Source organism: Pandoraea sp. NPDC087047 (genome assembly GCF_044745225.1).
GTDB lineage: Bacteria > Pseudomonadota > Gammaproteobacteria > Burkholderiales > Burkholderiaceae > Pandoraea.
Genome location: NZ_JBIUZU010000010.1, coordinates 166,354 through 181,427, shown reverse-complemented (window position 1 = coordinate 181,427; position 15,074 = coordinate 166,354). Strand labels below are relative to the sequence as shown.

Annotated in this window: 15 protein-coding genes; 10 read left to right on the top strand and 5 right to left on the bottom strand. The window is 65.0% G+C overall.

The annotated features are described in order from the left end of the window. Positions 1-219: 219 nt before the first annotated feature. Positions 220-1,545 (top strand): glycosyltransferase family 87 protein, encoded by a 1,326-nt coding sequence (locus ACIPHM_RS19905; protein WP_400331918.1) that lies wholly within the window; start codon positions 220-222, stop codon positions 1,543-1,545. Positions 1,546-1,550: 5 nt separating this feature from the next. Next, complete coding sequence (locus ACIPHM_RS19900) at positions 1,551-2,717, top strand: glycosyltransferase family 2 protein (protein ID WP_400331916.1); 1,167 nt, start codon at positions 1,551-1,553, stop codon at positions 2,715-2,717. Positions 2,718-2,753: 36 nt separating this feature from the next. On the opposite strand, the gene ACIPHM_RS19895 is transcribed toward ACIPHM_RS19900, so the two are convergent. Then, positions 2,754-3,158, bottom strand: a complete 405-nt coding sequence (locus ACIPHM_RS19895; protein ID WP_400331914.1) for a GtrA family protein — start codon at positions 3,156-3,158, stop codon at positions 2,754-2,756. A gap of 304 nt (positions 3,159-3,462) precedes the next feature. Between ACIPHM_RS19895 and ACIPHM_RS19890 the strand changes: the two genes are divergently transcribed. Continuing rightward, positions 3,463-5,904 carry a penicillin acylase family protein gene (locus tag ACIPHM_RS19890; protein WP_400331911.1) on the top strand — a complete coding sequence of 814 codons (2,442 nt, stop codon included), beginning with the start codon at positions 3,463-3,465 and terminating at the stop codon, positions 5,902-5,904. Between the two features lie 109 nt (positions 5,905-6,013). Here the strand turns inward: ACIPHM_RS19890 and ACIPHM_RS19885 are convergent, their stop codons facing one another. From ACIPHM_RS19885 to ACIPHM_RS19875, 3 genes are all read right to left on the bottom strand, one after another. Further along, positions 6,014-7,513 carry an MDR family MFS transporter gene (locus ACIPHM_RS19885; protein WP_400331908.1) on the bottom strand — a complete coding sequence of 500 codons (1,500 nt, stop codon included), beginning with the start codon at positions 7,511-7,513 and terminating at the stop codon, positions 6,014-6,016. 397 nt (positions 7,514-7,910) lie between these two features. Further along, entirely contained in the window at positions 7,911-8,150 is a 240-nt protein-coding gene (locus ACIPHM_RS19880) for a GlsB/YeaQ/YmgE family stress response membrane protein (RefSeq protein WP_400331906.1), read from the bottom strand. A gap of 21 nt (positions 8,151-8,171) precedes the next feature. Further along, the gene (locus ACIPHM_RS19875) at positions 8,172-8,426 is read right to left on the bottom strand and encodes a GlsB/YeaQ/YmgE family stress response membrane protein (RefSeq protein ID WP_400331903.1); all 255 of its coding nucleotides are present in this window, start codon (positions 8,424-8,426) and stop codon (positions 8,172-8,174) included. Between the two features lie 316 nt (positions 8,427-8,742). Here ACIPHM_RS19875 and hemA point away from each other — a divergent pair, with 316 nt between their 5' ends. From hemA to ACIPHM_RS19850, 5 genes are all read left to right on the top strand, one after another. Beyond that, positions 8,743-10,035 carry a glutamyl-tRNA reductase gene (gene hemA / locus ACIPHM_RS19870; RefSeq protein WP_400331900.1) on the top strand — a complete coding sequence of 431 codons (1,293 nt, stop codon included), beginning with the start codon at positions 8,743-8,745 and terminating at the stop codon, positions 10,033-10,035. Further along, the gene (gene prfA, locus ACIPHM_RS19865) at positions 10,036-11,118 is read left to right on the top strand and encodes a peptide chain release factor 1 (RefSeq protein WP_400331898.1); all 1,083 of its coding nucleotides are present in this window, start codon (positions 10,036-10,038) and stop codon (positions 11,116-11,118) included. Further along, positions 11,118-11,981, top strand: coding sequence for a peptide chain release factor N(5)-glutamine methyltransferase (gene prmC, locus ACIPHM_RS19860; RefSeq protein WP_400331895.1), 864 nt, complete (start codon positions 11,118-11,120; stop codon positions 11,979-11,981). The genes prfA and prmC overlap by 1 nt, the downstream gene beginning before the upstream one ends. A gap of 80 nt (positions 11,982-12,061) precedes the next feature. Then, complete coding sequence (gene grxD, locus ACIPHM_RS19855; protein WP_400331892.1) at positions 12,062-12,376, top strand: Grx4 family monothiol glutaredoxin; 315 nt, start codon at positions 12,062-12,064, stop codon at positions 12,374-12,376. Between the two features lie 19 nt (positions 12,377-12,395). Next, a complete protein-coding gene (locus ACIPHM_RS19850; RefSeq protein ID WP_400331889.1) occupies positions 12,396-13,013 on the top strand; it encodes a UbiX family flavin prenyltransferase in 618 nt (205 codons plus the stop codon). A 106-nt stretch (positions 13,014-13,119) separates the two neighbouring features. Here ACIPHM_RS19850 and ACIPHM_RS19845 read toward each other — a convergent pair whose 3' ends face one another. Beyond that, positions 13,120-13,647 (bottom strand): VOC family protein, encoded by a 528-nt coding sequence (locus tag ACIPHM_RS19845; RefSeq protein WP_400331886.1) that lies wholly within the window; start codon positions 13,645-13,647, stop codon positions 13,120-13,122. A 196-nt stretch (positions 13,648-13,843) separates the two neighbouring features. Here ACIPHM_RS19845 and ACIPHM_RS19840 point away from each other — a divergent pair, with 196 nt between their 5' ends. Both ACIPHM_RS19840 and ACIPHM_RS19835 read left to right on the top strand, forming a co-directional pair. Then, positions 13,844-14,137, top strand: coding sequence for a hypothetical protein (locus tag ACIPHM_RS19840; protein WP_400331883.1), 294 nt, complete (start codon positions 13,844-13,846; stop codon positions 14,135-14,137). A 325-nt stretch (positions 14,138-14,462) separates the two neighbouring features. Next, complete coding sequence (locus ACIPHM_RS19835; protein ID WP_400331880.1) at positions 14,463-14,774, top strand: hypothetical protein; 312 nt, start codon at positions 14,463-14,465, stop codon at positions 14,772-14,774. The last annotated feature ends 300 nt before the right edge of the window (positions 14,775-15,074 follow it).

Below are 15,074 nucleotides of genomic sequence, written 5' to 3'. Positions count from 1 at the left end.
ACGCATCCACCGGAACCGTATCGGACGTGCATCGATGCGATCCGTTTTGATCCTTTCGGAGACCGTCTCGTCTAATATGGAACCGCGTTCGCCACGGCGCGCAATGTCTCGATGCTCGAAACAATGCGCACCGCCACGAACCACCCGCGCACCACCCGCCGAATGCAATCACCGTAGTCGAGCAACGCCGTTTTCATGCAGCCAAGGGGAGGTTCATGCATGACATCGAAGCCGTCGGCCGTCGTTGAAGTGGCATCACGCGAGCGTCGGCACTGGTCCGACGACCGCGCCCGTATTCGGCTCTACAGCGGCGCAGCGCTGTGCCTCGCGCTCGCCGTGCTGATTGTGTGGGCGTACCAGCATCTCTTCGTCACCCCGCCGAAGCTCGGCCCCATCGGGCTCGATTTCCTGCCGTTCTGGGGCGCCTCTCACTTCGTGTTGCAAGGGCATCCGCTCGACGCCTACAACGTCGATCTGATGTCGCGCGTGCAGATCGCCGAGGAGCCGTGGGCCGCCAGGATGGGCGGCGTCATGCCGTGGCTGTATCCGCCGGTGATGATGGCCTTTCTCGCGCCGGTCGCGCTGCTGCCTTTCACGTATGCCTATGCGCTGTACGCCTGCATCGGCTTCGGCCTTTACTATGCAGCCCTGCGCCGCACCGCTGCCTGGCGCGACGCCCGTCTGCCCATCGTGAGTTTCCCCGGCGTTCTGCTCGTGATCATTGCGGGACAGATCGCGCTTTACACCACCGCGCTCGCGGGCTTCTCGCTGGTGCTGCTGCGCAAGCGTCCCGTGTGGGCCGGCGTGCTCGCCGGGCTGCTCTTCGTCAAACCGCACATCGCTCTGCTCTTTCCGCTCGCCTTCCTCTGCGCCCGAGCGTGGCGCGCGCTCGCCGCGTGCATCGTGACGGTCGTCGGCACGACGGTGCTGGCTGCGGCGGTCTTCGGCATCGATGTCTACGCCGCCTTCTTGCACGCCTCGGAATTCGCACGACAGAGCATCGTCAACGGCACCGCGCAGATCGCCCGCGTGCCGACCTTCTTCATCACGGCACGCATGCTGGGGGCATCGGTGGAAGTGGCGGCCATCGTTCACGGCGTGATCGCGCTGTGTGCGGTCGCGGTGACGATCGACTTCTGGCGGCGGCCGGCAACGTTCGCGTTGCGCGCCGCCACGCTCGTGTGTGCGACCACGCTGATCAGCCCTTATCTCTACGATTACGACCTCGCGATCCTCGCGCTGGTCGTCGCCTGGTATGTGCGCGACGGGATCGCGCGCGGCTGGCTGCGCGGCGAACGCGAATGGCTCGTCGTGCTGTGGCTCACGCCCGCGTTCGGCCTGCTCGGCGTGTTGCACATCGGCTTTCAGTTCATGCCGTTCCTCACCCTCGCCACGCTCGGCATGCTGTGGCGACGCCGCCGCCGTCTCGCGCATATCCCCGAAGCGCCCGGAGCGCACGATGGATACACCGTCGTCACGTGTCGTCTCGCTTCCCGCCCCGGCACCTCCGGCACCTCTGCCGCCACGCCTGCGCTCACGAGGTAATCGTCATGCCCCGCGCCGCCGTCCGCACCGATAGCCGTTCCGAGAACCGTCCGTCATCAGTCACTCATCGCGCGTCGCTTAGCGCACCGCTCATCTCGCTCGTCGTGCCATGTCACAACGAAGCCCCGGCGCTCGACAAGTTCTATCGCGCGGTGGCCCCCGTGCTCGATGGCATGCCGGGTGTGCGCTTCGAAATCATCTGCGTCAACGACGGCAGCACCGACGATACGCTGAGCACCCTGCTCGCGCTGCGACGCGCCGATGCCCGCATACGCATCATCGATTTCACCCGCAACTTCGGCAAGGAAGCCGCGTTGAGTGCGGGCATCGAGGAGGCGCAAGGCGATGCCGTGATCCCCATCGACGCCGATCTGCAAGATCCACCCGCCCTCATCCCCGTGATGATCGAACGCTGGCGCGACGGCGCCGAAGTCGTGCTCGCCAAACGCACCAACCGCGCGAGCGACAGCGTTGCCAAGCGCGTGGCGGCGGGGCTTTATTACCGCGTCCACAATCGGCTCTCGGAAGTGAAGTTGCCGGAGAATGTCGGCGATTTCCGGCTCATGGACCGGCGCGTCGTGACAGCCGTCAAACGGCTGCCCGAGCGCCGCCGCTTCATGAAAGGGCTGTTCGCGTGGGTCGGCTTCCATACGGAAATCGTGGAGTACGTGCGCGATCCGCGCAGCGCCGGCGAATCGAAGTTTTCCGGCTGGCGGTTGTGGAATTTCGCGCTCGAAGGCATCACCAGTTTCAGCACCGTGCCGCTGCGCTGCTGGACGTATATCGGCATCTCGCTTGCGCTCGTGTCGCTCGCTTACGGCAGCTATATCGCGCTGCGCACGATCATTCACGGTGTCGACGTGCCGGGCTACGCGTCGTTGCTCGTCGGCATTCTGTTCCTCGGCGGCATTCAGCTGGTCGGCATCGGCGTGATCGGGGAGTACGTCGGACGGATCTATTACGAATCGAAAGGACGCCCCCTCTATCTGGTGCGACGCCGCTATCAGTCGAGCCACAAGGTAAGCCACCTGCCCGCACGTGCGGGGGCGCGTCCTGCGCGGCATCTTCATGAGACGGAGGCTTGGCTGGCGTCGCCGCGAAGGGCGGTGCGCTCGCACGCGAATGGCGTCAAGTTCTCCGGTGCTCGCGCGCATCGCGTCGTGACGCGGTGACAGGGGACGCAGCGGGCGCAGCGTCTTCCGCCCCGCTCATGCGCCTCGATACGTCCAATACCGATGAAGCAGAAAAGTCGTCGGCGGCACGATCAGCACCACGGCGGCGATGCCCACCCAATGGTTGCCGCCAAGGTGCTCGACCGTTCGCGCGACAAGCGTCGTGAGCAACAGACCGAACACCGACACCGGCAGGAATCGCGCAAGACTCGTGCGATGCACCCGCGCCGAGAAACTCCACAGCGTATTGAGCAGATAGGAACACGGCGTGGCCGTGCAGAACGCGACAGCGTTCGCCAGCACCGGCCCCGCGCCGAACGCCTCGATGAGCGTGATCGCCACGATCACGTGTACCGCCGTCGACATCACCCCCGCCACCCCGAAGCGCATCAGCGGCACGACAAGCGTTCGCACATGCGGCGACGCACGCCAGCGTTGCATGCGTGTCGTGGATTCCGGCGAAGACGTCTGACGCAGATCCGGCATCGGCTGAGTGGCAGAAAGAGACAGATGAAGTAGACCGCGCGAGCGACGCGGACGCTGGTTCGCCTGACGATACCAGCACACGTCCACGCCCCCGAAAAAACTTGCGATGCGACATCGAGCAGTCGCGCCGTCACCGCTCGACGATTAAGAATTTATTCCATTTTTTCCGAATTTGGGTTGCATGCCCGAGCGATATGTCTAGGATTGCGTTGTACTCCGCAACAACAAGACAACGTCCAATAACGACAGGAGGAAGACAATGCAACGCCCCCATGCCATCCACGCCGCCAGTGTTCTGGCATTTGCCGTCACCACGTGGAGCGCGTCCCTGCATGCCGCCGACGCCGCCAACGCAGCGTCTGCCTCGCAAACCCTCACCGTCGCCGGTCTCTCGCAGCCAGCGGACATTCTGATCGACCATAACGGCGTGCCGCACATCTTCGCCGCCAACGAGCGCGACGGCTTTTTCGTGCAGGGCTTCAACGCCGCGCGCGACCGCCTGTTCCAGATCGACCTGTGGCGACGTCGTGGACTCGGCCAGCTCTCCGAAGTGTTCGGGCGCGCCTACGTCGCCCAGGACGACGCCTCGCGGCGCTTCGTCTACCGGGGCGATATGGCCACGGAATGGCGTCGCTACGGCCCGGACGCGAAACCCGCCGCCGAGGCCTTCGCCGCAGGCGTGAACGCCTACATCGACTGGCTGGCGCGGCATCCCGACCAGATGCCGTACGAATTCCGCAAGGTCGGCTACTGGCCGGCGAAGTGGTCCGCCGACGACATCGTGCGTATTCGCAGCCACGGCCTCACGCGCAATCTGAAGAGCGAAGTCGCGCGCGCCAAGGTCGTGTGCCGCGCATCGCTCGATGCCGACAGCGTGCGCGTCGGTCTGCAACCCGCATGGAAGACGCAGGTGCCCGAGGGACTCGACCCGTGCCTGCCCGACGATCTGCTCAAGGTCTTCGATCTCGCCACGCAAGGCGTGAAGATCACGAAGGACTCGCTGCAACACGCCGATGCCGACATCGTGCAACTCGCCGAGAACGGCCCGTACGACGTCTCCACCGAATCGGCCGAGGGCAGCAACAACTGGGTCGTGTCGCCGCAGAAGTCCACGACCGGCCGCGCCATCATGGCCAACGATCCGCACCGCGCCTACGCGGCGCCGAGCCTGCGTTACATCGTGCAGATCAGCACGCCCACGCTGAACCTGATCGGCGCGGGCGAGCCGGCAATTCCCGGCGTCGCCATCGGCCACAACGGCACCATCGCCTTCGGCCTCACGATCTTCAATATCGATCAGGAGGATCTGTACGTCTACGAACTCAATCCCGCCAACCCCGATCAGTACCGCTACCGCGGCAAGTGGGTGCCGATGCGCACCGTCCACGAGACGATCGACGTGCGCGACGGCGCGCCGGTGCAGACCGATCTCAAGTTCACGAAGCACGGGCCCGTGATTTACGTCGACGCCGCCAAGCATCGCGCCTATGCCGTGCGCACCGCGTGGCTGGAACCGGGCATGTCGCCGTACTTCGACGCCATGCGCTACATGCGCGCGAAGACCTACGCCCAGTTCCAGACCGCGCTCGACACGTGGGGCGCGCCCACCGTCAATCAGGTCTATGCGGACGCGTCGGGCAACATCGGCTGGGTGCCGAGCGGCATGGCGCCGATTCGTCCGAACTGGGACGGCCTGATGCCTGTGCCGGGCGACGGACGCTATGAATGGGCCGGCTTCTGGCGGCGCGACCAGTTGCCCTCGGCGTACAACCCGGCGAGCGGCTACTTCACAACGTCCAACGAAATGAACATGCCCGCCGGTTATCCGTACGCCGAACGCAAGCTCGGCTTCGAGTGGACCAACGGCTCACGGCACGCGCGTATCGACGAAGTGCTGAAGGCGAAAGACAAGGTCTCGCTGGAGGATTCGGAGCGCTTGCAGAATGACATCGTGTCGATTCCGGCGCGGCGTCTCATGGCGCTGCTCGCCCCGCTCTCGAGCGACGACCCGCAGACGGCCGCGGCACTCAGGCTCCTCAAGGGATGGGACGCGCACATGGGCGCCGACTCGGCGCAAGCTGCGCTGGAGGAAGTCTGGTTCAGCCGGCACCTGGGGCGCGCGTATAAAAACGCGGTGCTCTCCCAGTCGGCGGCCGACACGTTCGGCGCGCCCGATCCGGCCCCGATGCTCGACGCCCTCGAACAGCCTGCCGCCCGCTTCGGCGAAAACGCCAACGCCAAACGTGACGCCGTGCTGCTCACGAGTCTGGGCGAAGCGTGGGGCGAGATGGTCAAGCTGCAAGGCGCCGATCCGGGCACATGGCAGTGGGGCAAACTCCAGACCAACCTGAATGCCCACCCGCTCGCCGACGCCGTCGACGCCGACATGCGCGCCAAGCTCAACGTCGGTCCGCTGCCGAAGGGCGGCAGCCCATTCACGCCGAATCAGTCGACTTATCGGGTGAGCGACTTCCGTCAGACGAACGGCCCGTCGTTCCGGATCGTGGTCGACGTAGGTAACTGGGACAACACGCGTGCGATGAACCTGCCGGGCGAGTCGGGCAATCCGGATAGCCCGCACTATCGCGACCTCGCCCAGAAGTGGCTCGATGGCGAGTACTTCAAGCTGCCGTACTCGCGCGCGGCGGTGGAGGCGGCAACGGAGTCGCGTCTGCATCTCGTGCCGGAGGCGTCGCGTTGAGTTGAAATTTGCGTGGGTGAAGCGTTTGCGCTGGCGAAAATGAAAACAGCCGGCTGGGGAAGCCCGCCGGCTGTTTCTTGTCGCGATGACGAACGCGTAAGCGCGTCGATCAATGCCCGCCGGGCACGAACTCCGGCTTGTCACGTTGGGTGCGATGGGCACGGTCGACGGCGTTGGTCGGCACCAGCAGGAACAACAGCATGACGCCGATGGAGATCGCCAGAATCGACAGGAACGTGAGGTGCAGCGAATGTTGCAGCACTGCACGAATCGCCTCGTCGGCCAGCGACGACACGCCGCGGTCTTCCAGCACATGACGCAACTGATCGGACGTCACCGGCGCGAGTCCGCTCGAATGCGTCAGGCCGAAGTTGAGCACGGCGCCGAAGAGCGTTGCGCCCAGTGTGCTGCCCAGATTCCGCGAGAAGATGTTCGACGCCGTGGCGCTGCCGCGCTGCGACGGATCGACGATCTCCTGAATCAGCACGAGCGCGCTCACGCTGCCGGTGCCCATCGAGAAGCCCATCAGCAGCGAGCCGAACCCGGCGAGCAGCGGCGAACTGTTCGGGCCGAGCAAGGCAAAGACAATCCCGCCGACCGGCATCAGCAAGCTGCCGCCCACGAGAATGCGGCGCAGGCCGAAACGCGTGAAGGTCTTGGCGGCGAGCGTGGCACCGATCGGCCAGCCGACCATGATCATCGTGAGCGCCATGCCGGCCACGACCGGTGTCTGACGCAGCACCCCCTGCGCATACATCGGCAGGAACGTCGTCAGCCCCATGAGCACCATGCCCGTGAGCAATGTCGCCGCGTTGGCTGCGGCAATCGGACGGCGGCTCCACAGCGCGAACGAGATCATCGGGTCCTTGGCACGCCGCTCCTGCCAGACGAACAGCACCGCCGCGATGGCGCACGCGAGCACGCCGCCCCATACGTGGGTGTCGCTGAACGCGTTCGCGTCGGTGAGCGCGATCATGAGCGCCGCCACGGCAATGGCGAAGAACACGGCCCCAAGCACGTCGATGCTCGGGCGCTGACGCGGGGCGTCTTCATGCAGATAGGCGATGAAGCCCGCCGCGGCCAGCAAGCCGATTGGAATGTTGATCCAGAAAATCCACGACCACGACAGGTCGCGGATGATGAGGCCGCCGAGCATCGGGCCGAGCACCGCCGAAATGGCCCACACGCTCGCCAGATAGCCCTGCACCTTGCCGCGCTCGCTGATCGGGTAGTAATCGGCAATGATCACCAGACTGACAGGCTGGATGCACGCGGCGCCTACGCCCTGTAATAGACGGAAGGCAATCATCGCGGGCATGGACCAGGCCAGCCCGCCGCCGAGCGAGGCGACCAGGAAAACGGCGATACCCACGAGAATGACCGGCTTGCGGCCGTAGAGGTCGGCCAGCTTGCCGAACACCACGGTCATGGCCGTCTGCGCAAGCAGGAAGGCGGAAAAGACCCAGCTATATAGATTCAGGCCGCCGAGCTGGGCGACGATTTGTGGCATCGCGGTCGAGATGATCGTGGCTTCGATGGCAACCATAGAGGTCGCTGCCATGACGGACGCCACGATGAATGGCCGCATGGAAGTGCGTGTCGCAAACATGTGTTTTTAGAGTGGGGATACGAGCTAACGAGCCGGAAACTTGCGAGAGAGGCGCCGCGCCCCTGTCGGACACGGCAGCCACACCAGATAGCGGAAGGCGGGGATCGAACGTGGCGGCGGTGCCGCACGCGTAGTCAAGACGACTTGGGCCTGGCGATGGCGACAAGCATAGCCGAACCCGGTCAAACGCGTATGACGCGCGCGGCGTTAGCGCGTCACAGCTCGCAAGCCCGGCCCAAAAGCCTTATGCCACGGGGCCCGGCGGCCAGCAAAACCCTATTTGGATATAGGTTTTGGAAGGTTCTGGACAACGAAAGACTCGCGCGACGCCGATCTGCCGCCCGCCGTTGCCTCAGCGCGACATCTGACGTCCCGATTTCCGACCCGCGCGTGCGGCCTATCGTCGCACCAGGCGCAACAGCGCAAGCAGCACGATCGCGCCGATGGTGGCCGTGATAATGCGCCCGAGCGTGCCGTACCCCACGGCAATACCCAGATGCCGCAGCAGCCAGGCGCCGACGAACGCCCCGATCACACCGACGACGATGTCGCCAATGAGGCCGAAGCCGCCGCCGACGACCAGCCCGGCGAGCCAGCCGGCGACCAGTCCCACGAGCAAGAGCACAACGATGTCCATGACGGCCCCTCGCGTGTGGCCTCAGGCCGCGCGGCTACGTTTGATGGCGCCGTAGATCACCAGCAGCACGATCGCACCGATGATCGAGGCGATCCAGCCAGCCGACTGGCCTTCCGAGTAGATATGGAGAAACTGTCCGGCGTATTTGGCGAGGAGCGCGCCAGCAATGCCGAGGATGATGGTCATGATGATGCCCATGCTGTCCCGCCCGGGATGCAGGGCGCGCGCGATGAGACCCACGATCAGACCGACGACGATGGTGCCGATGATGCCCATGACGAACCTCCAAGGACGGGAACCCGAACGCAGTATAGACCCGATTCGTGGCATCTCGCGGCTCATCCCAAAACCGCACTGACCCGACCCCGCAGTTTTGGCTATCATCCGAGATGGCAAAAGCCCCCGAGAATATTGCCGCGCCTGGCGCCATGGCCCCCCTCGCTATGCCAGGTATAAGGGATGCCTATTTGTCAAAACCGGGCGGCTGCGCGATGATGGGGCACGCTGTCCCAACGCGCGGGGCACGCGGCGCCAATGAAACGGGCATCGCGTCGACGCGCTATAATCAGGGGCTATCAGATCCCCCCACACCATGCAACTGCTCGCTCTCGGCCTGAACCATCACACGGCGCCCGTCTCGCTGCGCGAACGGGTGGCGTTTCCGTTCGAGCGGATCGAGCCGGCGCTGGCGGGCCTCAAGAGCTTGTGGACCGGCAGTGGCAGTGGCAAATTGAGCGCCCCCGAGGCCGCCATTCTCTCGACGTGCAATCGCACCGAGATCTACTGCGTGACGGACGACGCCGCCGCCCGCGAGCGCGCGGTGCACTGGCTGTCCCAGTTCCACAACATTCCCGCCGGCGATCTCGCACCCCATCTGTACGCCCTGCCCCAGTCCGACGCCGTGCGTCACGCCTTTCGCGTGGCGAGCGGTCTGGACTCGATGGTGCTCGGCGAGACGCAGATCCTCGGCCAGTTGAAAGATGCCGTGCGCACCGCTGCCGAGGCGGGTGCTCTGGGCACGTATCTGAACCAGCTTTTCCAGCGCACGTTCGCGGTGGCCAAGGAAGTTCGCGGCCAGACCGAGATCGGCGCGCATTCGGTGTCGATGGCCGCCGCTGCCGTGCGTCTCGCTCAGCGCATTTTCGAGAGCATCAGCACGCAGAAGGTGCTGTTCATCGGCGCGGGCGAGATGATCGAGCTGTGCGCCACGCACTTCGCCGCACAGAACCCGAAAGCCCTGTACATCGCCAACCGGACAGCCGAGCGCGGCGAGAAGCTGGCCGAGCGTCTGGGCGGCACGGCAATCCGTCTGTCGGAACTGCCGCAACGCCTGCACGAGTTCGACATCGTCGTGTCGTGCACAGCGAGCACGCTGCCGCTGATCGGGCTGGGTGCGGTCGAGCGCGCCATCAAGGCCCGCAAGCACAAGCCGATGTTCATGGTCGATCTGGCCGTGCCGCGCGACATCGAGCCGGAGGTCGGCCGTCTGACCGATGTCTTCCTGTACACCGTCGACGATCTCGGCGCCGTCGTGCGCGAAGGCAATGCGCTGCGTCAGGCCGCCGTTGCTCAGGCCGAGGCGATCATCGAGACGCGCGTGCAGAACTTCATGCAATGGCTCGACGCGCGTAGCGTCGTGCCGGTCATTCGCGATATCCACGGCACCGCCGAGGCCATGCGTCTGGCCGAACTCGAGCGTGCCCAGCGCATGCTCGCGCGTGGCGACGATCCTGCCGCCGTGCTCGAAGCCCTGTCCCAGTCCCTCACCAAGAAATTCCTGCACGGCCCGACGCACGCGCTGAACACAGCGCGCGGCGATTCGCGCGAGCAAATCCTTCACCTCATTCCCGAACTGTTCCGCACCTCGGGATCCGCCGACAAATAGATGAAAGCGAGCATGCAAGCCAAGCTCGACCAGTTGACGCAACGTCTGGTCGAGCTTGATGGCCTATTGAGCCAGGGCGACGTTACGCGCGATCTGGACAACTACCGCAAGCTCACGCGCGAACACGCCGAGCTTGCCCCTGTCGTCGCGCAGTATCAGCAATACCGTCAGGCGCACAGCGATGTCGTGGCGGCGCAGGAGATGGCTGCCGACCCGGAGATGCGCGAATTCGCCGAAGCCGAAGCGACGAGCGCCCGCGAACGCATGGACGAGATGGAAAGCACGCTGCAACACATGCTGCTGCCGCGCGATCCCAACGACGACCGCAACATCTATCTGGAAATCCGCGCAGGCACGGGCGGCGACGAATCGGCGCTGTTCGCCGGCGATCTGCTGCGCATGTACACGCGCTATGCAGAGCGTCAGCGCTGGCAGGTCGAGATCATGTCGGCGAGCGAATCCGATTTGGGCGGCTACAAGGAAGTGATCGTCCGGCTGATCGGTCAGGGCGCCTACTCGCGGCTGAAGTTCGAATCGGGCGGCCATCGCGTGCAACGCGTGCCGGCGACCGAAACGCAGGGCCGCATCCACACCTCCGCCTGCACGGTGGCCGTGATGCCGGAAGCGGACGATGTCGCCGACGTCGAAATCAACCCGGCGGACATTCGCATCGACACATTCCGCGCCTCGGGGGCGGGCGGCCAGCACGTCAACAAGACGGATTCGGCCGTGCGTATCACGCACTTGCCCACGGGCATCGTCGTCGAATGTCAGGACGACCGCTCGCAGCATCGCAACAAGGACAAGGCGCTCAAGGTGCTCGCCGCGCGTATCAAGGACGCGCAAATGCGCGCCCAGCAAGCGAAGGAAGCCGCCACGCGCAAGAGCCTGATCGGCTCGGGCGACCGTTCGGAGCGTATTCGCACATACAACTTCCCGCAGGGGCGGATGACGGATCACCGCATCAACCTCACGCTCTACAAGCTCGAATACATCATGGACGGCGATCTCGACGAAATGATCAACGCCCTGGTCACCGAGCATCAGGCCGAGTTGCTGGCGTCGCTGGGCGAGGCCGCCTGATGACGCAGGGCGGCGGGCAAGGCGAGGGACAGGTGGACGTCGGCACCGTGGCATCGCTGCTGCGCGAGCCGGGGCTGCCGCCCGTGGAGTCGCGCATTCTGCTCTCGCATGTGCTCGGCTGGAGCCGCACGCAACTAATCACCCGCGACCGCGAGCCGCTCGCGCCCGAGACGGTCGCCGTCTACCGGGCACTGCATGCGCGTCGCTTGGCGGGCGAGCCCATCGCGTATCTCACCGGTACGCGGGAATTCTTCGGGCTGACGCTCTCGGTGAGCCCGTCCGTTCTCATCCCTCGGCCGGAGACGGAACTGCTGGTGGAACTCGCGCTCGTCCGGCTGGACGCACGCCCAAGCCCGCGCGTGCTCGATCTGGGCACGGGCAGCGGCGCCATCGCGCTGGCCATTGCGCATAGCCGCCCCGACGCCCAAATCACCGCGCTCGACCGTTCCCCCGAGGCGCTCGACGTCGCCCGCGAGAACGCCCGGCAACTCGGGCTAAACGAGCGCGTTAGCTTCATCGCGAGCGACTGGTACGCCGCGTTGCCGGCGGCCTGCGCGCCCTTCGACATCATCGTCTCCAATCCGCCGTACATCGTCTCGGGCGACGAACACCTCTCGCAGGGCGATCTGCGCTTCGAGCCGGTCGACGCCCTGACCGATCACGCCGACGGCCTCGCCGCGCTGCGCACGATCGTGGCGGGCGCGCCGTCGCGTCTGCTCCCGGGCGGGTGGCTGCTGTGCGAGCATGGCTACCATCAGGCGCTCGATGTCCGGGCGCTTTGCACGGCGGCGGGTTTCGCGGATGTCTTCTCCGAACGGGATCTCGCGGGGATCGAGCGCACCACCGGCGGCCGACGCCTCTGAGTGCACGCCGACGGACCCGACGGAAAACCGCTAAAATGCCGGATACGCCGACTTTCCGGCATCCCCACGGGCTTCCGATCATGACTACCCAGCAACGTATCCAGCAAATCGTCTCCGAACATCCCGTCGTCCTCTTCATGAAGGGCAACGCACAATTCCCGATGTGCGGCTTCTCGGGCCGTGCCGTGCAAATCCTGAAGGCATGCGAAGTCAACGACCTGTTCACGGTCGACGTGCTGCAAGACGAGGAAATCCGTCAGGGCGTGAAGGAATTCGCCAACTGGCCGACCATTCCGCAGCTCTACATCAACGGCGAATTCATCGGCGGCTCGGACATCATGATGGAGATGTACCAGAGCGGCGAACTCAAGCAAGTCATCGCCGAACTCGCCTGACACACGCGATTCGCGGTTGATGACGGTGTCGACGGGCGCTTCCCGGACGTCTGCGCCTGTGCGTCTGGTCGTGGCCATTACGGGCGCGACCGGGGCGGTGTATGGCGTGCGTCTGCTCAAGCAGTTGCGCGCCATGGGAGGCGCCGAAACGCATCTGATGGTGTCGAGTGCGGGCTGGCTCACACTGCGTCACGAACTCGGGCTCGAGCGGGCCGACGTGCAGGCGCTGGCCGATCAGTACCACAGCGTGCGTGAGATCGGCGCCAACATCGCCAGCGGCTCGTTCGCGACGGCGGGCATGGTCGTCGCCCCCTGCTCGATGAAGACGCTCGCGAGCGTCGCGCACGGGCTCTCCGACAACCTGATCGCCCGCGCCGCCGACGTCACACTGAAAGAGCGCCGCCGCCTCGTACTGATGGTGCGCGAAACGCCCTTCAATCTCGCGCATCTGCGCAACATGACAGCCGTCACGGAAATGGGCGGCATCGTGTATCCGCCTCTCCCCGCGTTCTACAACCACCCCGAATCGCTCGACGCGATGGTCGACGACACCGTCGCCCGCGTGATCGATCTGTTCGGGATTGCGCCGCCCGTCTCCTCAAGCTGGCGCGGTCTGGGCAAGGACGTCGAAGGCTGAAGAGCGTGAGTGCCGCTCGCTGCTGCGGCGGTTTTCCGGGTTTCGCCCGCTATCACCGGCGCTCACCCGCCCCTAGCTTCACCGCCTCCGCTTCACACCTCCCGCGTTATCTCACGCCGTCGATCCAGCGTTGCAACGTGTCGAGCGCCCCTTGCGATTGCCCGGCCGCCGACTCCGGCGTCTGCACGCACAACTCCAGCATGATGTCGTTCGGATCGAGCAGATAGAGATGTTCGCCGTCGCCATGCCGCTCGATGGCAAACCGCACGTCGTGCGCCCCAAGACGCGTCTTCCAGCGATCCAGCGCTTCGCGGTCTCGCACGCGCAGGGCAAGGTGGTGAATTTGTGTGGCAGGGGTATCGGGATGGGGATGAGGCTCGGGGGCGAGGCCGTCGCAATTGAAGAACGCCAGCGCTTCGCCCGGCGCAATCTGATAGCTCACCAGAAGATAGGGCTTGCCCCACAGGCGGCTCATGCCGGCCTGCGCCCCCGCCAGCGTGAAACCCATGACATCGACGTAGAATCGGTGCGTGAGCGTCGCGTCGTAGCTCGGGTAGGCGACATGATCGATGGCCACCGGGGTCACAGGAGTACCGCTTGCCGTGGCTTCAACGGCATGAGTGGAGTCCAGCATGGCCTGATTCATCACGATCCCCCGGACGACTGAGTGGCGACGGCATCGGGAAACTGCGGTTGTAGTGTAGCCCCGCAACCTGCGTAGCATCAACCGGGTGCCAGCGAGAGCCGCATGGACTATAGTAAAAACGCCACACTTTGCGTGCCAAGCCGCATTCCTTTGTGGTGTGACATGTTAGCGACCGGAGTTTGTCATGGAGACCGCCCTCTCGCCTGTTGTCGTCTACGCCGTAGTGACGCTCGTTTTCGTCATGCTGGTGCTGGTCGTGCCGGCCGGTGCCCGGTGGCGCAATGTCGCCTGGCCAACTGCCGTGCCGCCGCTCTCGCCGCATCGTCCGGGCGACTTGCTCGGCACGCCGCGCACGCCGTATTGGCGCTCTCCGAGCGACACGCAGGCGCTGCGCCGTCCGTCTTACTTCGCAACATCGGAGCGACGCGCACGCCATCACGCCACTTTTCTCGCCCCGCGAGATCACGAACGTCGCTGAGCGTGGCCGAGCGCATCCGATTGTGCGATTGCATCTGGATCACATCTGAATCGCACGTGATCGAACCGCATCGCGACTGAGCGTCGCTGAGCGTCGCTGAGCGCTCAGTGCATCTCTCCTGCCCCCTCAATCGCAGGATCCCTTACGCCTTGTTACATCTGTAGTGCCGCCGTAGCACCGGTGGGCGCTCGCACTCCGTAGAATCGGGTCCACGGATTGCGCGCCAGACTGCATGGAGACAATGCATGGCTGGCAGGCACGAATGACGGATCGATACCGATGATTCCGGTTCGTGCGGGGAGCGCATCGCTGATAAGGAGAACAGATGCAACGTCAATACTGGATTGCTGCCACCGCCATGGCTGGCCTCGCGGCAGCGTTCGTCTCGGGCAGTGCGCTCGCACGCACCGATGTGTCGGTCAACATCGGCATTCCCGGTCCCGCCCTCGTGGCGCCGGGTCCGGTCTATGCGCCGCCGCCCGTCTACGCCGCTCCGGCACCGATGGTCGTCGCCCCGCCGCCGGTGGTCTACGCACCGCCGCCGCGTTACTGGCGAGGGCCACCGCCGCGTCATTGGCATCACGATCGCGGCTGGGACCGCCGTGACCGGGATCGCCGTGACTGGCATCATCGGTAAGCATCTTCGCCGCACTGGCGAAAAAGCCCCGCAAGGTCATCGGACCGGCGGGGCTTCTTTTTTTTGCCAGCACGTCAGGCGTTGCAACAGGCTTGCCATCACTGATGAGGTGCCCGCATGAGGCCCAGCGAATTCCTCCGGACTTCATGCGTCATCGCATATCGACGATTCGGTCGTCTTTTGCAAACGTTCTTCGTATTGAAACGTTCCTCGTATTAAAACGATAAGCCCACATCCATGCTTCAGGCACGCTTCGTCGACGTATCTCGTCAGGCGATTCGCATTCCCCTTGCCCAGGGA